Genomic DNA, 19,586 nt, shown 5'->3' with positions numbered 1-19,586 from the left:
ACCGGTTCTCGATCAGCGACTGTCGATGAGGGCGTCTTCGATCTCCGAGTCGCTGCGCGGCTTGGCCGCCTGGCGCCGAGCCCGCTCCGCGGAGCGGATGCGCTCACCCGGATCGTCGAAGTTCACGGTGCGGTATTCCTGTCTCATCGCCCAGCCCAGGCCGACGAATCCCATCACGGCGAACACGAACCATTGGAAGGCGTACGACAGGTGGGGGCCCTCGTCCTTGACCGGCCGGGTGACGGCGACGGGCCGTTCGTCCGGGGCTGGGTCCTCGCTCGCCATCAGGCCGTAGGCGCCCGTGTAGGTCGGGAGGTCCAGTCGGCCGGCAACGTCCTCCAGGTTGATGGTGGCGATCTGGTTGCCGGTGGCGGAACGCCCGGCAAGGAGCGGCTCGCCCGCTTTGAGCCGGGCGACGACGGTGACTTCCCCGGATGGTGCGACCGGCACCGAGGTCGGGGCGTCCGCCGTCTCACCGGTGGGCAGCCAGCCCCGATTGACGATGAACACCGAACCGTCGTTGAGCAGCAGGGGAGTGAGCACCTCGAAACCCGGGTTGATCTGCAGTGGTCGGTTGCGCACGATCAACTCGTCGTCTCGCAGGTAGGTTCCGGTCATGACGACGGGCTGCCACTTCTGGGACTCGGAGAAGGACTCAAGGCCGGTCAGCGCGTCTGCCAGGGGAATCGGGTCGGCGGCGTAATTGGTCTCGACCTTGTTCATTTCCGTGAGCGCCTCAGCGCGCCGTGAGAGCTGCCAGAGTCCGAGGCCGGAACACACGGCAGCGAAGAGGATCGTCAGCGCGAGGTAGCCCGCCCAGCGCCGGCTGAAGGCGAATTTCCAGCCCATCACGCCGACCCCGTTTCCGAGGTCGCACGAAGCGCCGTCACGGTGAGCGGGAAATCCCGGGTGGTGAGGAAGTCGCGCAGGAAGTCGACGTGTTCGTCACAGGCCAGCCAGGTCTTCACCCGGTCGGCCGAGTGGATGCGCGGATTGCGCCAGTCCAACCGCCAGCCGGCGCTCTCGCGGCAGCCGGCGCGAGAGCAGTTGGTCGTTTCGAGCTCGGCGCCCAGGCCGATCACGTGCCGCTCTCAGTGTGGTTCGGCCGGCGGTACACCTGCACCGCACCCGGACGGATGACCGTGGAGGCGGCCGCGCCGCCCTGCACATTCGCGAAGACAACGGCGAAATAGGGAAGGGCGATCGCACCGATGGCGCAGACGAGAAGCCACCAGCCCTGCACGAAGAGCATCAGCACTATGCAAACCATCCGGATTCCCATGGCGATCAGGTACTTAACCATGCGGGCATGGCGCTCAACCTCGGGCGAGGGTGGCAAAGAGGTGATCGACTGCTGTTTCATGGGGGTCATCGATTCGGTCAATCGGGGAACTTTTTCCCTCTGAATTCTACGTCTCGTCAGGGTCAAACGCAGACGGCCTAAACTGGAATATACGTGCGTACGGTGTTCGTTCGCTGAGAAAAAGAGATTGGACCCAGCATGACGACTGGCAGAACCGTCCTTGTCACCGGGGGCAACCGCGGCATCGGATTCTCGATCGCTGAGGAGTTCATCAGGCAGGGGCACCGGGTCGCAGTCACGGCCCGGTCCGGTGCAGGTCCGGACGGCAGCCTGACCGTGCGCGCCGACGTGACCGACGCCGCGTCGATCGACGCGGCGTTCACGGAGATCGAGGCTGCCCTCGGCCCGGTCGAGGTCGTCGTCGCGAACGCGGGCATCACCCGTGACATGCTGCTGATGCGCATGAGCGACGATGATTTCACCTCGGTCGTCGACACCAACCTGAGCGGCGCGTTCCGCGTCGTCAAGCGCGCGTCCAAGGCGATGTTGAAAGCCCGGTTCGGGCGCATCGTGCTGATTTCCAGCGTGGTCGGGCTCTATGGGTCCGCCGGTCAGGTCAACTACTCCGCCTCCAAGAGCGGACTGGTCGGCCTTGCCCGCTCCGTGACCCGCGAACTCGGTGCCCGGGGGATCACGGCCAATGTCGTCGCGCCCGGGTTCATCGAAACGGATATGACCGCGAAGCTGTCCGAGACGCAGCAGGCCGACTACAAGCGCAACATCCCGGCCGGGCGTTTCGCGACGCCTGGTGAGGTGGCACGAGTGGTCACCTGGCTGGCCGGTGACGATGCCGCCTACATCTCAGGTGCGGTCATCCCCGTTGACGGCGGCCTCGGGATGGGGCACTAGCCGCGCAGGCCGAGCAGGGGCAGGACCTGGCTGAGGTCGCGGGTGTCGACCGCCAGGTCCGCCTGCGCCCTCACGATGGGCTTGGCGTTGAAGGCAACGCCGAGGCCCGCCACCCCCATCATCTGCAGGTCGTTCGCGCCGTCACCGACCGCCACCGTCTGGGGGAGTCGGATGCCGTCCAGTTCGGCCCATTCCTGGAGCGCGACGGCCTTGGCCGCGGCGTCGATGATGGGGCCGACCAGTCCTCCGGTGAGATGGCCGTCGATCACCTCGAGCCGGTTCGCCCGCCAGTGATCGACGCCGAGGTCGGTCGCAATGGAATCGAGCACCTCGTGGAACCCGCCAGAGACGACGCCGACGCGGCTGCCCTGGGCATGCAGGCCGTCGATCAGGTCCCGGGCCCCCAGGGTGGGGCGGACACGCCGCACGACCTCCTCGAACACGGTCACGGGCAACCCGGCCAGGGTCCCGACCCGCAGCCGCAGGCTCTGGGCGAAATCGATATCACCGCGCATGGCCTGCTCGGTCACGGCGGCGACCAGGTCGAGTGACCCGGCCGCCGCCGCGAGGAGTTCGATGACCTCGTCTTCGATCAGAGTGGAATCGGCGTCCAGGACGACGAGGAAACGAGCGGGAGCGGTCACGGGTGGACGTGTACTCCCTTGCCGACGACGGTGATGCCGGAATCGGTCACGCTGAAGCCGCGGGCCAGGTCGTGTTCGCGATCGACGCCGACCTCGGCCCCGGCAGCCACTACAACGTCCTTGTCCAGGATCGCCCGGCGCACGGTCGCCCCCGGCTTGATCTGCACTCGGTCGAAGACGATCGAGTCGACCACCTGGGCGCCGGAATCGATCGCGGCCCACGGGCCGAGAACGCTGCGCTCGATGTGGGCGCCGGAGATGACGCAACCGAGGGAGACGATCGAATCGATCATGGTCCCGAGGAAGCCGCGGCCGTCGCGCACGAACTTCGCCGGCGGCGAGTTGAGCTGCTGGCTGAAGATCGGCCACTTCTGGTTGTAGAGGTTGAACACCGGGAGCGCGCTGATCAGGTCCTGGTGCGCCTCGAAGAACGAATCGATGGTACCCACGTCGCGCCAGTAGTCCCGGTCGCGGTCCGTGGAGCCCGGGACATCGTTGAGCTTCAGGTCGTAGACGCCGGCCTCGCCGCGGGATACGAAGTCGGGAATGATGTCGCCACCCATGTCGTGGCTCGAATCGGGACGTTCGCCGTCTCGCAGGACTGCCTCGATCAGGGCTTCCGTGTTGAACACGTAGTTGCCCATGGAGGCGAAGACCTCGTGCGGCGCGTCGGCAAGGCCGACGGCGTCCTTCGGCTTCTCGCGGAAATCGCGGATGCGGTCGGGTGTCGCCGCGTCGACTTCGATGACGCCGAACTGGTCGGCCAGACCGATCGGCTGACGGATGGCCGCGACCGTCGCGGCGGCTCCGGAGGCGATGTGCGCCTGGATCATCTGGCTGAAGTCCATCCGGTACACGTGGTCGGCTCCGACGACGACGACGATGTCGGGCTTCTCGTCATGGATCAGGTTGAGGCTCTGCAGAATGGCGTCGGCAGAACCGCTGAACCAGCGCTTGCCGAGACGCTGCTGCGCAGGGACCGATGCGATATAAGAGTTGAACAGGCCGCCGGATACGTGCCACGTCTGGGAGACGTGACGGTCGAGGCTGTGCGACTTGTACTGGGTGAGCACCACTATCTGGGTGAGCCCGGAATTGATCAGATTCGATAACGCGAAATCGATCAGCCGGTAATGGCCACCGAATGGCACTGCGGGTTTAGCACGGTCCTCCGTCAGCGGCATGAGCCGCTTTCCTTCTCCGCCGGCGAGCACGATTCCGAAGATCTTCTTTGACTGCATGTCTTTACAGTAGGGCCAATCGTCACGTGGATCTAGCAGGATTGGGCGTGTCCGGGGCCAGCCTGCGCTAGCTTTGCCTCATGCGAGTGGATCTGTTGACCAAGGAATACCCCCCGGAAATTTACGGCGGGGCCGGCGTGCATGTGGCGGAGCTGGTGAAGGCTCTTCGAACCGATATCGACGTGTCCGTGCGGTGCTTCGGCGCACCCCGTGACGCACCCGACACCTATGCGTACGAGGTGCCCGTGCAGCTGGCCGACGCGAACGCGACACTGGCGACCCTCGGAGTCGACCTCCAGATGGCCCAGGACGTGCAGGGAGCCGACATCGTGCACTCGCACACCTGGTACGCCAACGGCGCCGGACACCTCGCTCAGCTCCTGCACGGGATCCCGCATGTCGTGACGGCGCACAGTCTGGAGCCGTTGCGCCCCTGGAAGGCCGAGCAGCTCGGCGGCGGCTACCGCGTGTCCAGCTGGATCGAGCGCACGGCGTTCGAAGCAGCGGATGCCGTCATCGCCGTCAGCGGCGGCATGCGCCGCGACATCCTGCGCAGTTACCCGGCGCTCGACCCGTCCCGGGTGCACGTCGTTTACAACGGCATCGATCTCGAGCGGTGGAAGCCCACCGACGACCTGGACACCGTGCGGGCACTGGGAATCGACCCCGACCGGCCCGCAGTGGTCTTCGTGGGACGCATCACGCGGCAAAAAGGCCTGCCCTACCTGCTCCGCGCCGCCGCCCTGCTTCCGCCGGAAGTACAGCTGGTGCTGTGTGCCGGGGCGCCGGACACCCCCGGGATCCTGGCCGAGGTCACAGCCGGCGTGGAGGCCCTGCAGAAGGAGCGCTCCGGCGTGGTCTGGATCGACCGGCTGCTGTCGCAACACGACCTGGCCGCTGTGCTGACCGCCGGCACGGTCTTCGTTTGCCCGTCGGTCTACGAACCCCTCGGAATCGTCAACCTGGAGGCCATGGCCTGTGGGCTGCCGGTGGTCGGAACGGCAACCGGCGGCATTCCCGAAGTGGTGGCCGACGGCGTGACCGGCCGGCTCGTTCCCATCGACCAGGCCACGGACGGAACCGGGACTCCCCTCGACCCCGACCTCTTCGTGGCGGACCTGTCCCGAACCCTGATCGAGGTGCTCGCCGACCCCGCGCAGGCGGCCGAGATGGGCCGCGCCGGCCGGGTTCGGGCGGAGCAGATGTTCAGCTGGACTCAGATCGCGACCCGCACCCGCGAGATCTACGCCTCGCTGCTCTGACTCCGGTCAGCGGGGTGCCGGCGCGACGCGCGCGGCACCCCGCACGCGTTTCTGCCAACCGCGACGGCAGATAGCATGGCTACATGGTCAACGTTCTCCACTTCACCGACGTTTCCGTCGTCCGGGATGGCACAACCATCCTCGACTCAGTGAACTGGAGCGTTGATGACGACCAGCGATGGGTGATCCTCGGCCCGAACGGGGCCGGCAAGACCACCCTGCTGCAGATCGCGGCCGCACTGATCCACCCGTCCAAGGGCAGCGCCGTCGTTCTCGATGAACCGATCGGCCGCACCGATCTGTTCGAACTCCGGCCGCGCATCGGCTTCGCCTCCACGGCGATGGCCCGCCGTGTCCCCGCGAACGAGAAGGTTATCGACGTGGTCATGACGGCCGCGTACTCCGTCACCGGACGCTGGACGGAAGAGTACGAGACCATCGACGAGCGCCGCGCCCAGCGGGTGCTGGGGGAGTGGAAACTCGACGCTCTGGCCGACCGCAAGTTCGGCACCCTCAGCGACGGTGAGCAGAAGCGTGTGCAGATCGCCCGGTCGATCATGACCGATCCCGAGGTGCTGCTGCTGGACGAACCGGCTGCCAGCCTCGACCTCGGCGCCCGAGAGGAGCTGCTGCAGCTCCTCGGTGGCTACGCCAGCGAGCCGGCATCCCCGGCCATCATCATGGTCACCCACCACGTGGAGGAAATCCCGCTCGGCTTCACCCACGTGCTGCTGCTGTCCGGCGGTCGCATCGTCAGCGCCGGGCCTCTGGCGGAGGCACTGACCGCGGAGGCCCTGACCGAGGCTTTCGGGCTCCCGATCGAGCTGCGCGAGACCGACGGCCGATTCAGCGCCCGCGCAGCCTGACCGAACCGGATGGCTGCCATCGCCACCGGATTCTGCTAAACTTGACAGTCGGTCCTAGGACCGCGCATTTTTTCTGCCGCCCCTGGCGAGTCTGAAATCGCTCAGCGAAGCGCAACTCACCAATCGAACAGCAATAAGGAAGTCTCATGAAGTCTGACATTCACCCCACGTACGCTCCCGTGGTTTTCCGCGACCTCGCGTCGGGTGCGACGTTCCTTACCCGTTCGACGGTCGGCAGCGCCAAGACCATCGAGTGGACCGACGGAACGACCTACCCGGTCATCGACGTTGAAATCTCGTCCGAGTCGCACCCGTTCTACACCGGCAAGCAGCGCATCATGGACTCCGCCGGACGCGTTGAGAAGTTCAACTCGCGCTACAAGGGCTTCGGCAAGTAACACCGCTTCAGCAGCCCGAGCACGAAACGGGAAGGGCGATCGGCTTCGGCCGGTCGCCCTTCCCGCGTTTGTGCGCCCAGCGGGCCGCCGGGCGCCGGTTCAGCGCTCGGGCCAGCCGCCGGCCGCGATGAATTCCGGGTCGCGTTCGCGGCGCATGTACGCCTGGAAGCTCTCCGCCTGTTGCAGAGCCCACTGTGCCTGCAGCACGTGCAGTTCACCGACGGTGAGCGGCAGCGCCTTCACGTGCGCCCGGGCGATGGCCTGCGCGACACGCCCGGCGGCGATCGCGTCCGCGCCGGAGTCGTGGGCGTCGTCCAGGGTGACGCCGTAGAACGCGCTGGTCACCTCGAGGGTGCGTTTTCCCTTGCGGTAGCGATCGACGGCCTTGTCGATCACCAACGGGTCGACCACCGGTGACGGTGCGTCGAGCGGGGCGACTCCGTGGCGAATCGACTCGCGGTTGAGCAGTGTGAGGTCGTAGGGCGCGTTGTACGCCACCAGGGGAAGCCCGCGAGCGAGGTGCTCCCGGATGGTGGCCACGATCTCGGAGACCCCGTCCGCAGCGATCCGGCCGTTCTGCACGGCGTACTCGGTCGTGATTCCGTGCACGTTCGTGGCCTGGACCGGGATGTCGATCCCTGGGTCCAGCAACCAGTCGACACGTTCGAGCACTTCTCCGGCCACATCGATGATGGCGACGGTGGCCGACACGATGCGGCTCGTCTCCACGTCGATGCCGGTCGTCTCGAGGTCGAAAACGGCGAGGGTGTCACTCCAATTACTCATGGGCAAAGCCTAGGGCCGACCACCGTCATCCACGGGCGCCCGCGCGTCCGTGGGGCCGAATCCGGAAACGGGCCCGGGGTCAGCCGCAGTGCAGCCAGTAGAAACTCTGCGCTCCCAGGGTCAGGGTCACGCTTCCCTCCGCGTCGAAGCCGGGGAACACGGAGCCGCCGAAGATGTCGTACAGGCGCAGTCCCGCCAGGTCGGTGTCCTCGATCCGCACGGCGATCGGGTTGTGCGAGAAGCTGAAGACACAGAGGAGCGTCTCGGGCTGATCCCCGAAACTCGTGCCCGACCCGGCGTACTCTCGCGTGAAAGCCAGCACTGACTCGTGGTTCGTCTTGACCACTCGGAGGGCGCCGAGCCCGAAGACCGGATGGTTCTTGCGCACGTGGATGACGTTGCGTATCCAGTGCAGGAGCGAACTGGACTGCGCCAGATTCGATTCCACGTTCGTCTGCGTGTAGTTGTAGACCAGCGACTGCACGACCGGTAAGAACAGTTTCCCGGGGTCCGCCGCCGAGAAACCGGCGTTACGGTCCGGCGTCCACTGCATGGGGGTGCGCGAACTATCCCGGTCGGGCAGCCAGATGTTGTCACCCATGCCGATCTCGTCGCCGTAGTACAGGAACGGGCTGCCGGGAAGTGCGAACAGAAGGGCGTGGGCGAGTTCCATCTCCGCTCGCGAATTATCCAGCAGGGGAGCCAGTCGCCGCCGGATGCCGACGTTCGCGCGCATCCGCGGGTCGTAGGCATACCAGCCGTACATGGCCTGGCGGTACTCCTCGCTCACCATTTCCAGGGTCAGCTCGTCGTGGTTACGGAGGAAGACCGCCCAGCCCGCAGTCGCGGGGATGTCCGTCGTCTCGGAGAGCACCCGCACGAGCTCGTCGGCCCGCTGCGAGCGCAGGGAATAGAAGATGCGGGGCATGACCGGGAAATCAAACGCCATATGGCACTCGGGCTCGGATTCGGACCCGAAAAAGGCCGCCACCTCGCGCGGCCACTGGTTCGCCTCGGCGATGAGGATCCGGCCGGGGTAATCCCGGTCCACGACCGTGCGCAGTTTCCGGACGAACTCATGCGTGGGCGGCTCGCCCTCCCCGTTGCCCTCGTCCGACTCGTACAGGTACGGGACGGCGTCGAGCCGGAACCCGTCGACGCCCAGGTCGAGCCAATACCGCACGATCTCGACGATGGAGTCGTGCACCTTCGGGTTGTCGAAGTTCAAGTCCGGCTGGTGCGAGAAGAACCGGTGGAAGAAGAACTGCCGCCGCACCGAGTCGAAGGCCCAGTTCGAGTCCTCCGTGTCGGTGAAGATGATGCGGATGTCCGGGTACTTCTCGTCGCTGTCGCTCCACACGTAGTAGTCACCGTAGGGGCCGTCGGGATGCTCCCTGGACTGCTGGAACCAGTCGTGCTGATCCGAGGTGTGATTCAGCGGCAGGTCGATGATGAGACGCATATTGCGTTCGTGCGCCTTGGTGATCAGTTCCTTGAACTCTTCGAGGGTGCCGAATTCGGGCAGGATGGTCCGGTAGTCGGTGACGTCGTAGCCGCCGTCCCTCAACGGGGAGGTGAAGAACGGCGGAATCCAGAGGGCGTCGATGCCGAGCCACTGCAGGTAGTCGAGCCGGGAGATGAGACCCCCCAGGTCGCCCACGCCGTCACCGTTGCTGTCGACGAACGAGCGCACCATCACCTCGTAGAAGACGGAACGTCGATACCAGCGCGGGTCGAGGGTGAGCCCGGGGAGCTGGATGGGGGCGGTGAAGCTCATGGCGTTCCCTCCGGCGGCCACCAGCCGCCCTAAACTTGGGTTGATGAATGTTCCTTCGCCCTACGACGCCTTGCTCGCCCGGATCCCCGTGAGGGTCCGAGACGTCCCGGTGCTCGGCAGCGTAACCCGGTATTGGGAGTACGGCGATCCGGCCGCCGACACCACGATCGTGATGGTGCACGGGTTCCGCGGGGACCACCACGGCCTCGAGCCCGTGGTCGCCCAGCTTCCGGAGTTCCGAATGATCTCGCCTGACCTGCCCGGATTCGGCGCATCCGGGGTGCTGACGGAGAGCCGGCACAACATCGACGGCTACGCCCGGTGGCTCGAGGAGTTCGTGGCGGTGCTGGCACCGACCGGGCGGGTGGTGGTGCTCGGGCATTCGTTCGGCTCGATCATCGTGGCCGCCGGTGTCGCAGGGGGCCTGCGCGCAGACGACGTGGTGCTGGTCAATCCCATCGCCGCGCCCGCCCTGGCCGGACCGCGTGGCATCCTCACCCGCCTGGCCGTGTTCTACTACTGGGCGGCCGCGCGCCTGCCGGAACGTCTCGGCTTCGCGCTGCTGCGCAACCGCGTCATCGTTCGGGTGATGAGCGTGACCATGGCGAAAACGGCTGACCCCGGGTTGCGTCGCTGGATCCACAACCAGCACGACCGCTACTTCTCCGCGTTCGCGGACCGTCGGGTCGTGCTCGAGGCCTTCACCGCGTCGGTGGGTGCCGACGTCAGCGAGTTCGCCGCCGACATCCCGCAACGCACCCTGCTGATCGCAGCCGAGAAAGACGACATCACTCCGGTCGCTGCCCAGCACCGGTTGCGGGAGCTCTTCCCCGCCGCCACCCTGCAGGTCATCCCCGATGTGGGCCACCTGATCCACTACGAGGTGCCGGCGCAGGCCGCCGACGCCCTGCGTCTCTTCCTGTCCGCCGAGGGGACGCCATGAGAATAGTGTTCGACTGCCGCTACACCCGGTTCGACCGGCACGACGGCATCAGCCGGTATACCGCCGGCCTGGTCACGGAGCTGGGCAAGCTGCACCCGGTGACCATGCTGATCAGCGATCATCGCCAGCTCGACCTGCTTCCGGACCTGCCCTGGCAGCTCGTGAGCGCGCCCACCAGCATCCGGGAACCGTTCATCGCCCGCCAGGTCAATCAATTGCGACCGGACGTCGTGTTCACCCCGATGCAGACGATGGGCTCCTGGGGTCGGCGGTATCGCCTGCTCCTCACCGTGCACGACCTGATCTACTACCGCAACCGCACCCCGCCGAGGGACCTGCCCGGCCTGCTGCGCCTCGCCTGGCGGCTCTACCACCTGTCCTGGTGGCCCCAACGGATGCTGCTGAACCGTGCCGACGGCGTGGTGACGGTCTCGGAGACAACCCGCGGCCTGATCGAGAAGAACCGCCTGACCCGCCGGCCGGTCACGGTCATCCACAACGCCGCGGACGCCTTCGCGACGCCGCCCGCCCCGCGCTGTGTTCCGGACACGGGCCGTCTCGTCTACATGGGGTCCTTCATGCCCTACAAAAACGTGGAGACCCTGGTGCGGGCGGCGGCCGAGCTGCCGGATCACGAGCTCCACCTGATGAGCCGGGTCAGCGACGAGGAGCGCGAACGCCTGTCCGCGCTGGCACCCCAGGCGAGGCTCGTCTTCCACAACGGAGTCACCGACGAGGAATACGTGCGGGTGCTCAGCTCGGCGACCGCGCTGGTCACGGCGTCGCTGGACGAGGGTTTCGGCATCCCCCTCGTCGAGGCGATGAGCCTCGGAACCCCCGTCGTCGTGAGCGACATCCCCATCTTCCGGGAGATCGGCGGCGGCGCCGCGCTGTACTTCGAGCCCACGAGCACTGACGCGCTGGTCGCGGCCGTGCGTCGGCTCGATGCGGGGGAGTGGGCGGCCCGCTCGGCGGCGTCCGTCGAGGAGGCGGCCCGGTTCACCTGGCGGGACTCCGCGGCGCGGCTGCTGGCGTTGCTCAGGCAGCCGGGCGGCACCCCGGGCCGGGCCGGCGAAACGACCCGCCGCGCCGACGTCGAGGTGCCGACTCAGCCGGTGTAGTGCGTGTTCTCGGCGACGCCGCGCAGGGTGGCGTCGAAGTGCGTCAGTTCCAGCCGACCGTCGCGCCAGAGGAAGTCATGCACCGAGCCGTTGGCGATCAGCTCGTTCTGGCGGGGGCGTTCCCCGGCGGTGGAGTGCCGGAGCAGGGTGCCGATCACCCCGCCGTGGCAGACCACGAGCACCGACTGGCCGGGGCGGGCGGCGGACAGGCGCCCGAACGCCGGCAGCACTCGGTCGAGCACCTCCTGCCTCGTCTCCAGGCCGGGCACGGTGACGCCGTCGGGAAAGCGGAGCTTTCGTTCGGCGAAGGTGAGGCCCTCGATCTCACCATGGTGGCGTTCGGTGAGTTCGTCGATGACGAACGGACTGGGCAACCCGAGCTCCCCGGCGATGATCCGGGCCGTCTCGTGCGCCCGGCCGAGCGGGCTCGTCACGATCGCATCCCAGAGGCGGGATTGCAGGCGCAGCCCGGTTTCTGCGGCCTGCGCGCGCCCGGTCGAGTTGAGCGGGATGTCGGTGCTGCCCTGAATGCGGGTGTGCAGATTCCACTCGGTCTGCCCGTGTCGCACGATCGAAAGTCTGGTCATTCTGCCGTTCCTGTTGTCACCGGAAAATGTCTGGTCGCGCGGGCAGGTCAGCCGGCAAGCCGGTCGGCCAGCCCGGCCAGCGACTCGGACGTGCCCGCTTCGAGCTTGATCATCGCCCGGCCGTCTCCCTTGGTTTCCCCGAGGTTGATGACGACGATCGGCAACTTGCGCCGACGCGCCTGTTCCAGCAGGCGGATGCCCGAATTCACGAACAGGGATGAGCCGGCGATGATCAGGGCCTCCGCACCGGAGACGAGGGCGGTGGCCTCGGTGAACTTCACCGTGGGCACCAGCTCACCGAAGAAGACGACGTTCGGTTTGAGCATGCCGCCGCAGACCGAACAGTCCGGGATGGTGAAACCGTCGATGTCGGAGACCTCCGCATCTCCGTCGGGGGCGGTGCGCACGGCATCCGTTGTCGCCAGGGCCGGGTTGGCGGCTTCGAGGCGGGCGGCGACGCTGTCACGGCCGAACGCCTGGCCGCAGTCCAGGCACAGGACCAGGTCCAGGGAGCCGTGCAGGTCCACGACATGCCGGGATCCGGCACGCGTGTGCAGACCGTCCACGTTCTGCGTGATGACGCCGCTGATCAACCCCCTGTGCTCGAGCCGGGCAAGGGATCGATGGCCCAGGTTGGGCTCCGCCGCGCGGAACCGGTGCCAGCCGACGTGGCTGCCGGCCCAGTAACGCTTGCGGGCCCGCTCATCGCTGATGAAGGTCTGGAAGTTCATCGGCGTGCGCACCGGGGCTCCCTTGCCGCGGTAGTCCGGGATGCCGGAATCGGTGCTGAGGCCGGCGCCGGTCAGAACCGCGGTGTGACGGCCGCGGAGCAATTCGGCCACGGCGTCCAGAGCGGCGGCGGCGGCAGCGGCGACCGGCAGCGTCTCGGTGGTCATAGTGCTCCATCCTGTCTACACCGATTCTAAACTCGTGAGTTTTCGAGTTGGACACGGAACTGGCAGGCTGGTCGTATCTCCCCGTGAAAGGCGCCCCCGCTGTGCAGATCGTCCACATTGAAAACCTCGACCTGCCCGGTCTTGCCGATTACTCCCGATTGACGGATGTGGCGTTGCGGCGTGTCTCCGAACCGGCCGGCGGCCTCTACATCGCCGAATCGAGCAAGGTGATCACGCGCGCCCTGGCCGCCGGGCACCGTCCCCGGTCCGTTCTGCTGCAGGAACAGTGGCTGCCGGATGTGATCCCGCTACTCGCGGAGTGGCCGGATGTGCCCGTGTACGTCGGGGCGGCATCCGTGCTCGAACGCCTGACCGGTTACAACCTGCACCGGGGGGCCCTGGCGGCCATGCACCGCCCTGCCCTGGCTCCGGTGCACGAGATCATCCGCGATGCCCGGCGCATCGTCATCCTCGAGGACATCGTCGACCACACCAACGTGGGCGCCATCTTCCGTTCCGTCGCCGGGCTGGGGGCGGATGCCGTGCTGATCACGCCCCGCTGTGCCGACCCGCTCTACCGGCGCAGCGTGCGGGTGAGCATGGGCACGGTGCTGCAGGTGCCGTGGACCCGGCTGCCGGAGTGGAGTGAGGCTGCCCCGCTGCTGCACGAGGCTGGGTTCCACCTCGCTGCCCTTGCCCTGTCCGACACCGCCGTGAGCCTCGACCGGTTCGCCGGCAGCGCCCCGGAGCGGCTCGCCCTGATCCTCGGTGCGGAAGGGGACGGGCTCAGCACCCAGGCGCTCGCGGCCGCCGACACGGTCGTGACGATCCCCATGCTGCACGGCGTCGATTCGTTGAATGTGGCGTCGGCCAGCGCCGTCGCGCTGTACGCCCTGCGCGTCTGAACCCTGGGGCGGCTTGGTAGAGTCGTCGGATGCCATTGACCCGACGCCAAACGTTCCTCCGCCGTCGGGTTGCCGTCTTGGCCGCCCTCGTCATCGCTCTGGGTGGGGTCGGCTACCTGGCCGGTACCGGGCTCGCGCCGGCGCCCGCCGCCGCCGTCGAGCTGATCCAGCCGGCCGCCCTGACCCAGCCGGCGGCAGAGCTGACCTGGCCCGATGCGGGCGCGGGTGCCATCGGCGCGGTCGGCTACCCGGATCTGCTCGGAAGCACCGGTGAGCAGGAGCCGATGCCGATCGCCAGCATCACCAAGATCGTGACCGCCCTCGTGCTGCTCGAGGAGAAGCCGCTGACCGGCAAGGAACCCGGCCCCGACATCACGTTCACCGAGGACGACGTCGACATCTACTACGACGTGCTCGCCGAAGACGGCTCGGTCGCTCCCGTCTCAGCCGGACTGGTGCTCAGCCAGCGGGAGGCCTTCGAGGCCATGCTCCTGCCCTCGGCGAACAACTACAGCATCTCCCTGGCGATCTGGGCCTACGGGTCCATGGACGCGTATCTGGCCGCCGCGGACTCCTGGCTGGCCGAGAAAGGCCTGGCCGACACCAGCGTCGCCGACACCAGCGGGTTGTCGCCCGCCAGCGTGAGCAGCCCGGACGACCTGGTCGAGATCGGCGAACTCGCCCTGGCCAATCCCGTGCTGGCCTCGATCGTCAAGATGGAGACATCCGATCTGCCCGGTATCGGAACCGTCGTCAACACCAACAAGCTGCTCGGCACCCACGGGGTCACCGGCCTGAAGACGGGCACCACGGATGAGGCGGGCGCCTGCCTGCTGTACTCGGCCGAGTTCACCGTCGGTGGCGAGACCATCACACTGGTCGGCGTCATGCTCGGCGGTGACACGCACACCGAGTTGAACGAATCCATCGTGGACCTGCTGGACAGCGTCGAGCCAGGCTTCCGCGAGGTCACCCTGGCCGACAAGGGGGCCGCATACGCGTCCTATGGCACGCAGTGGGGGCAGACCAGCCGGGCCGTCGCGGCCGAGTCGGCCTCCGCCGTGGTGTGGTCTGACACGCCCATCACGGCCGTGCCGACAGCCCGCCCGGTCACCCTGGGCGAGGCCGGCGACGAGGCCGGCGCCGTGGACTTCCAGGTCGGCAGCACCACCGTGAGCGTGCCGCTGGTGCTCGAGGGCGAATTGACCGACCCGGGTCCCGCGTGGCGCTTCACTCACCCCGGGGAGCTGGCCGCAGGCTGACCTGCCCGCGTCCGCCCGGGTCAGTGACGCGGCTGGCTGAACGGCCCGGCGTCGGGGCGTTTGGGCAGCACATGGTCACCGGACGACTGGTGCCGGATCCGGCGCAGCACCCAGGGCAGCAGGTATTCCCGCGCCCACTGCATGTCCTCGGTTCGGGCTTCCCGGAACGTGCGCACCGGCAGCGGTTCGGGCTTGTGCGGCTCGAGCGTATTGGGCACGTTCAGAACGGAGAGCACCATCCGGGCGACGGTGTGGTGGCCGAGGGCGTTCAGGTGCAGCCGGTCCGCAGACCACATGCGGGGATCCTGGATCTCGGTCAGCGACCAGAGGTCGGCGACGACACAGTCATATTTCGCCGCGACCGCGCGCAGATTCTCGTTATAGATCGCGATCTTGCCCCGGATGCCGCGGAACATGGGGGTGAATCCCACATCCGCGCCCGTGAACAGCACGATGGTGGCGTTGTCGCGGCTGAGCCGGCGTATCTCCTCTTCGACTCGGGAGGAGATGAGATCGGGGTCGGACCCCGGACGGAGGACGTCGTTGCCGCCGCCGGAGAACGTGATCAGGTCCGGGTGCAGCGCGAGCGCCGTGCCCACCTGCTCCTGCCTGATCTGGCCGATCAGTTTGCCCCGCACGGCGAGATTCGCGTACGCGAAGTCCGGCGTGCCCTGGCTGAGCACCTCGGCGACCCGGTCGGACCAGCCCCGGTTCCCGCCCGGGCTGCTCGGCTCCGGATCACCCAGGCCCTCGGTGAAGGAATCGCCGAGGGCGACATAGCGGGACCACGGGTGCATCGGCGTCGTCATGCCTCCATTCTCTCCCGTGCCCACAGCCGTCCGCGCAGCAGGTAAGTTCGTATGAAGTGAATACTCCACCCCCTTTCGGTCCTGCCCAGGGGACGAGTGCAGCCGAACACCTCTCGCCGTCGTTCCCGGAGCGCGCCGCGTGGGGCACCGCCGGCAAACTGCGAGCCTGGCAGGCCGAGGCGCTGGAAGCGTATTTCGTGCACCAACCGCGTGATTTCCTCGCCGCCGCTACGCCGGGCGCCGGTAAGACCACGTTCGCCCTGCGGCTCGCCGCCGAGCTGAAGGCCCGCCGCCTGATCGACAGCATCACGGTGGTCGCTCCCACCGAACACCTCAAACGACAGTGGGCGGATGCCGCCGCGCGCGCGGGCATCCGCCTCGACCCGAACTTCAAGAACGCCAACGGCCGCTACGGCAACCACTATCACGGCATCGCCGTCACCTACGCCCAGGTGGCCAGCCGGGCGGCCCTGCACCGTCAGCTCACGCAGTCCAGCCGCACCCTCGTGATCCTCGACGAGGTGCACCACGGCGGGGACGCACTGAGCTGGGGCGACGCGATCCGGGAAGCGTTCGAACCGGCCACCCGCCGGCTCTCGCTCACCGGCACCCCGTTCCGCTCGGACACCTCGCCCATCCCGTTCGTGAGCTACCTGCCCGACGAGCACGGCATCCGCCTGTCCCAGAGCGACTACAGCTACGGGTATGGCCGTGCCCTCGAAGACGGCGTCGTGCGCCCGGTCATGTTCATGGTCTATGCCGGCCACATGAAGTGGCGCACCCGGGCCGGCGACGAGATGGAAGCCAAACTCGGTGAGGGCAACACCAAGGACGTGACCTCCCAGGCGTGGCGCACGGCGCTGGAACCCACCGGGCAGTGGATCCCCGCCGTACTGCGCGCCGCCGACTCCCGCCTCACCCAGGTGCGGCACGGCATCCCGGATGCCGGTGGGCTCGTCATCGCGACCGACCAGACCATGGCGCGCGCCTACGCGGCCATCCTGCAGGAGATCTCGGGGGAGTCGGTGACCGTCGTGCTCTCCGACGAGAAGGAGTCGAGCGACCGGATCGACGAGTTCTCGCACAACACCTCACGCTGGATGGTGGCGGTGCGGATGGTCTCGGAGGGCGTCGACGTGCCCCGCCTGGCCGTGGGCGTCTATGCGACCAGCGCCTCGACGCCGCTTTTCTTCGCGCAGGCCATCGGCCGCTTCGTGCGCGCGCGGCGCCGGGGTGAGACGGCGTCGATCTTCCTGCCCAATGTGCCGAGCCTGCTGAGCCTGGCCAATGCGCTCGAGCTCGAGCGCGACCACGCCCTCGACCGCAGCAACCGCGACGACGGTGACGACGGGATGTACAACCCCGAAGACGCCATGGTCGCCGACGCCAACAAGTCGGAGAAGGCCTCGGACGACCTCGGTGAGGAATTCACCTGGCAGGCCCTGGACTCCCAGGCCACCTTCGACATGGTCATGTTCAACGGTGATGAGTTCGGTGAGCTGGCCGAGCCGGGCACCGACGAGGAGTTCGACTTCATCGGCATCCCCGGGCTGCTCGAACCCGAGCAGGTTTCGGAGCTGCTGCGCCAGCGGCAGCACCGGCAGGCCAAGCGCTCCACCGACCGCCGGAAGGATCCCGTCACGGGCGAGGTTGCCCCACAGGACCCGCCGCCGCTGTACCGCACACTGAAGGAGCAGCGCACCCTGCTGGCCAGCCTCGTGGGCATGTGGTCCAAGCTGGCCGGCGAACCCCACGGCATGGTGCACGCCGAGCTCCGCCGCGAATGCGGCGGTCCTGCCGTGGCACAGGCCAGTGTGACCCAGCTGCAGAACCGGATCGACCTGCTCCGCCGCCGTCTCGGCCGCAGCTGACCCGAGAGTTCCCGTTCCGGTCGAGAGTGCCCGTTGCGCGGGTCACTCTCGACCGGAACGGGCACTCAGGCGCCGGTTTGCCGCGCCGCGTCGAGAGCGGCGAGGATGTCGGCGAGCAGGTCGTCGGGGTGTTCGAGACCGATCGAGAGTCGCACGATTCCCGCCCCCGGGCGTGCGGCGGCCTCCACCGGGCGGTGGGTGAGCGACGCCGGATGCTGCACGAGGGAATCGACGCCGCCCAGGGACACCGCATGGGTGATCAGGGAGCAGGCCTCGGTGAACCGCACGGCCGCGTCGAATCCGCCGGCGAGATCGAGGGCGATGATGGACCCGGCACCGCTCGCCTGGCGCCCCAGAAGCCCCAGGGGATCCTGGCCGGGCAGACCGGGATACAGCACCCGGGTCAGGGCCGGATGCCCGACCAGGCGATCCGCGATCGTACCCGCGGTGGCCTGTTGGGCGCGCACGCGCACCGGGAGGGTGCGCAGCCCCCGGTGCAGCAGATACGCGGCGAACGGATGCAGGACGCCGCCGGTCAGTGCGCGCACCTGCCGCAGGCGCGCGAGCCAGCTCTCGGGGCCGGACACGGTGCCGCCCATCACGTCCCCGTGGCCGCCGAGGAACTTGGTCGCACTGTGCAGCACGAGGGTGGCGCCCGATTCCACCGGGCGCTGCAGCACCGGGGTGGCGAAAGTGTTGTCGACCAGGACCGGCACACGGCCGGCCGCCGCGACCACGGCCGTGATATCGGTCAGGGCCAGGGTCGGGTTGGCGGGGGACTCCAGGATCACCAGCCCGGTGTCGGGTCGGATCGCCGCCGCGACACCGTCGGCGTCGACCCAGGTCACCGTCGTGCCGAGCAGACCGGTGGCGAGCACGTGATCGGTGCCGCCGTAGAGGGGTCTCAACGCCACCACATGCGGCGTGCCGGCGGCAACGGATGCGATCAGCACGGCCGTCAGCGCGGCCATCCCACTCGCGAAGGCAACGGTTCCCTCGGTGCCCTCCAGGGCCGACAGGGCCGTCTCGAATCGGGCCACACCCGGCTGCCAGAGCCTCTGGTACACCGCTGACTCCCCGTCCCGCAGCGTGCCACCGGTGGCGAGGTTCTCATAGGAGTCGCCGCCGGATTCGACACCCGCAAGTGGATTGGTGGTCGAGAGGTCGATCACGGGCACATGTGATCCGGATGCGGTCACCCCCAGCATTCCCCCGTGCACGGCCACGGTGTCCGGGTGCGGGGTCAGCATCCGTGGGGCGGTTTCATCGGTCGAAAGCAGCGGCATCGTTGGCATCATGAAGAGACGAAAACAGAATCTGTGCCGATGCGCAAGAAGGCGTGTAGACCCTTCCAAAACAGGCGGATGAATCGCATAAGCTGCTCAGGGAAGAAAGAGTGTGCCGATGGAACCGAAGAAAGCCGAAATCGACCGGGTCGACCGTGCTCTGCTGCGTGCCCTGTCCGTCAACGCGCGTGCCTCCGGTGCCGCACTGGCCGCGGAGATCGGCGTCGCCGAGTCCACCGTGTCACTGCGCCTGCGCCGGCTCCAGCAGCTGGGGCACATCCGCGGCTACCGCGCGAACATCGACCTGGCGGCGCTGGGTGCGTCCCTGCAGGCGCTGATCTCGGTGCGGCTGGTCAAGCACGCCCGTGCGCAGATTGATGACTTCCGCTCGGCGGCGCCGCACTGGCCGGGGGTGATCGGCCTCTTCCACACCGCGGGCGCCGATGACTACCTGCTGCACGTGGCCGCGGCGGACGCCTCGGACCTGCGCGATTTCGTTCTCCAGCATCTGGCGGAGCATCCGGCCGTCGCCCACACCGAGACGAACCTCATCTTCGAGTATGTCGATGGCGACGGCTGGCAGGACCTCGTCAAGTAGGCGGCCGGCGTCGGGGACGAGGCGGCGCGACCCTGACGCCCGCGGTCTCGCGGGGCGGACCGTGACCAACTGTTGCCCGACCGGACCACTGTTGCCGGCATACCGGCAACAGTTGTCCGCCT

Annotated in this window: 21 protein-coding genes; 10 read left to right on the top strand and 11 right to left on the bottom strand. The window is 67.8% G+C overall.

Translation table 11 applies throughout. From position 1 onward, the window contains the following. Positions 1 to 12: 12 nt before the first annotated feature. From E3T49_RS03510 to E3T49_RS03500, 3 genes are read right to left on the bottom strand one after another with little or no spacing between them, the layout of a single operon-like run. A complete protein-coding gene (locus E3T49_RS03510; RefSeq protein WP_338145415.1) occupies positions 13 to 849 on the bottom strand; it encodes an SURF1 family cytochrome oxidase biogenesis protein in 837 nt (278 codons plus the stop codon). Then, entirely contained in the window at positions 849 to 1,082 is a 234-nt protein-coding gene (locus tag E3T49_RS03505; protein WP_134423492.1) for a hypothetical protein, read from the bottom strand. The genes E3T49_RS03510 and E3T49_RS03505 overlap by 1 nt, the downstream gene beginning before the upstream one ends. After that, positions 1,079 to 1,372 carry a DUF3099 domain-containing protein gene (locus tag E3T49_RS03500; RefSeq protein WP_241972614.1) on the bottom strand — a complete coding sequence of 98 codons (294 nt, stop codon included), beginning with the start codon at positions 1,370 to 1,372 and terminating at the stop codon, positions 1,079 to 1,081. Before E3T49_RS03500 ends, E3T49_RS03505 begins: the two co-directional genes overlap by 4 nt. Before the next feature lie 129 nt (positions 1,373 to 1,501). Here E3T49_RS03500 and fabG point away from each other — a divergent pair, with 129 nt between their 5' ends. Next, positions 1,502 to 2,212, top strand: a complete 711-nt coding sequence (gene fabG, locus E3T49_RS03495; protein WP_134423491.1) for a 3-oxoacyl-ACP reductase FabG — start codon at positions 1,502 to 1,504, stop codon at positions 2,210 to 2,212. On the opposite strand, the gene serB is transcribed toward fabG, so the two are convergent. Together serB and glgC are read right to left on the bottom strand one after the other, a co-directional pair. Beyond that, entirely contained in the window at positions 2,209 to 2,856 is a 648-nt protein-coding gene (gene serB, locus E3T49_RS03490; protein WP_134423490.1) for a phosphoserine phosphatase SerB, read from the bottom strand. The genes fabG and serB overlap by 4 nt on opposite strands. After that, on the bottom strand, positions 2,853 to 4,097 hold the full coding sequence (gene glgC / locus E3T49_RS03485) for a glucose-1-phosphate adenylyltransferase (protein WP_134423489.1): 1,245 nt from the start codon (positions 4,095 to 4,097) through the stop codon (positions 2,853 to 2,855). The genes serB and glgC overlap by 4 nt, the downstream gene beginning before the upstream one ends. 80 nt (positions 4,098 to 4,177) lie before the next feature. Between glgC and glgA the strand changes: the two genes are divergently transcribed. The 3 genes from glgA (at position 4,178) to E3T49_RS03470 (ending at position 6,623) form a co-directional block, all read left to right on the top strand. Beyond that, complete coding sequence (gene glgA, locus E3T49_RS03480; protein WP_134423488.1) at positions 4,178 to 5,359, top strand: glycogen synthase; 1,182 nt, start codon at positions 4,178 to 4,180, stop codon at positions 5,357 to 5,359. Between the two features lie 83 nt (positions 5,360 to 5,442). Next, entirely contained in the window at positions 5,443 to 6,225 is a 783-nt protein-coding gene (locus tag E3T49_RS03475) for an ABC transporter ATP-binding protein (RefSeq protein ID WP_134423486.1), read from the top strand. A gap of 146 nt (positions 6,226 to 6,371) precedes the next feature. Further along, positions 6,372 to 6,623 carry a type B 50S ribosomal protein L31 gene (locus E3T49_RS03470; protein ID WP_134423485.1) on the top strand — a complete coding sequence of 84 codons (252 nt, stop codon included), beginning with the start codon at positions 6,372 to 6,374 and terminating at the stop codon, positions 6,621 to 6,623. 99 nt (positions 6,624 to 6,722) lie between these two features. Here E3T49_RS03470 and E3T49_RS03465 read toward each other — a convergent pair whose 3' ends face one another. Together E3T49_RS03465 and treS are read right to left on the bottom strand one after the other, a co-directional pair. Then, complete coding sequence (locus E3T49_RS03465; protein ID WP_134423484.1) at positions 6,723 to 7,409, bottom strand: 3'-5' exonuclease; 687 nt, start codon at positions 7,407 to 7,409, stop codon at positions 6,723 to 6,725. Positions 7,410 to 7,488: 79 nt separating this feature from the next. Further along, positions 7,489 to 9,186: a maltose alpha-D-glucosyltransferase gene (gene treS, locus E3T49_RS03460; protein ID WP_134423483.1), complete on the bottom strand. Its 1,698-nt coding sequence runs from the start codon at positions 9,184 to 9,186 to the stop codon at positions 7,489 to 7,491. A 43-nt stretch (positions 9,187 to 9,229) separates the two neighbouring features. On the opposite strand from treS, the gene E3T49_RS03455 reads away from it, so the two are divergent. After that, positions 9,230 to 10,129 carry an alpha/beta fold hydrolase gene (locus E3T49_RS03455; RefSeq protein WP_134423482.1) on the top strand — a complete coding sequence of 300 codons (900 nt, stop codon included), beginning with the start codon at positions 9,230 to 9,232 and terminating at the stop codon, positions 10,127 to 10,129. Next, positions 10,126 to 11,250 (top strand): glycosyltransferase family 4 protein, encoded by a 1,125-nt coding sequence (locus E3T49_RS03450; RefSeq protein ID WP_134423481.1) that lies wholly within the window; start codon positions 10,126 to 10,128, stop codon positions 11,248 to 11,250. Before E3T49_RS03455 ends, E3T49_RS03450 begins: the two co-directional genes overlap by 4 nt. Here the strand turns inward: E3T49_RS03450 and E3T49_RS03445 are convergent. Beyond that, positions 11,238 to 11,837, bottom strand: a complete 600-nt coding sequence (locus tag E3T49_RS03445) for a histidine phosphatase family protein (protein WP_134423479.1) — start codon at positions 11,835 to 11,837, stop codon at positions 11,238 to 11,240. The genes E3T49_RS03450 and E3T49_RS03445 overlap by 13 nt on opposite strands. A 47-nt stretch (positions 11,838 to 11,884) precedes the next feature. Then, positions 11,885 to 12,733 carry a Sir2 family NAD-dependent protein deacetylase gene (locus E3T49_RS03440; RefSeq protein ID WP_134423478.1) on the bottom strand — a complete coding sequence of 283 codons (849 nt, stop codon included), beginning with the start codon at positions 12,731 to 12,733 and terminating at the stop codon, positions 11,885 to 11,887. Positions 12,734 to 12,834: 101 nt separating this feature from the next. Here E3T49_RS03440 and E3T49_RS03435 point away from each other — a divergent pair, with 101 nt between their 5' ends. Both E3T49_RS03435 and E3T49_RS03430 read left to right on the top strand, forming a co-directional pair. Then, complete coding sequence (locus tag E3T49_RS03435; RefSeq protein WP_134423677.1) at positions 12,835 to 13,638, top strand: TrmH family RNA methyltransferase; 804 nt, start codon at positions 12,835 to 12,837, stop codon at positions 13,636 to 13,638. Positions 13,639 to 13,667: 29 nt separating this feature from the next. After that, positions 13,668 to 14,900 carry a D-alanyl-D-alanine carboxypeptidase family protein gene (locus tag E3T49_RS03430; RefSeq protein ID WP_134423477.1) on the top strand — a complete coding sequence of 411 codons (1,233 nt, stop codon included), beginning with the start codon at positions 13,668 to 13,670 and terminating at the stop codon, positions 14,898 to 14,900. A gap of 20 nt (positions 14,901 to 14,920) precedes the next feature. Here the strand turns inward: E3T49_RS03430 and E3T49_RS03425 are convergent, their stop codons facing one another. After that, a complete protein-coding gene (locus tag E3T49_RS03425; protein ID WP_134423476.1) occupies positions 14,921 to 15,709 on the bottom strand; it encodes an SGNH/GDSL hydrolase family protein in 789 nt (262 codons plus the stop codon). Between the two features lie 56 nt (positions 15,710 to 15,765). Here E3T49_RS03425 and E3T49_RS03420 point away from each other — a divergent pair, with 56 nt between their 5' ends. Next, a complete protein-coding gene (locus E3T49_RS03420) occupies positions 15,766 to 17,580 on the top strand; it encodes a DEAD/DEAH box helicase (protein ID WP_134423475.1) in 1,815 nt (604 codons plus the stop codon). A gap of 65 nt (positions 17,581 to 17,645) precedes the next feature. On the opposite strand, the gene E3T49_RS03415 is transcribed toward E3T49_RS03420, so the two are convergent. Continuing rightward, positions 17,646 to 18,830 (bottom strand): trans-sulfuration enzyme family protein, encoded by a 1,185-nt coding sequence (locus E3T49_RS03415; protein WP_174722377.1) that lies wholly within the window; start codon positions 18,828 to 18,830, stop codon positions 17,646 to 17,648. Between the two features lie 154 nt (positions 18,831 to 18,984). On the opposite strand from E3T49_RS03415, the gene E3T49_RS03410 reads away from it, so the two are divergent. Further along, complete coding sequence (locus tag E3T49_RS03410; RefSeq protein ID WP_134423472.1) at positions 18,985 to 19,464, top strand: Lrp/AsnC family transcriptional regulator; 480 nt, start codon at positions 18,985 to 18,987, stop codon at positions 19,462 to 19,464. Positions 19,465 to 19,586: the final 122 nt, after the last annotated feature.

Source organism: Cryobacterium cryoconiti, from assembly GCF_004403065.1.
GTDB classification, from domain to species: Bacteria; Actinomycetota; Actinomycetes; order Actinomycetales; family Microbacteriaceae; genus Cryobacterium; species Cryobacterium cryoconiti.
This window is presented reverse-complemented; position numbering and strand designations above follow the sequence as displayed.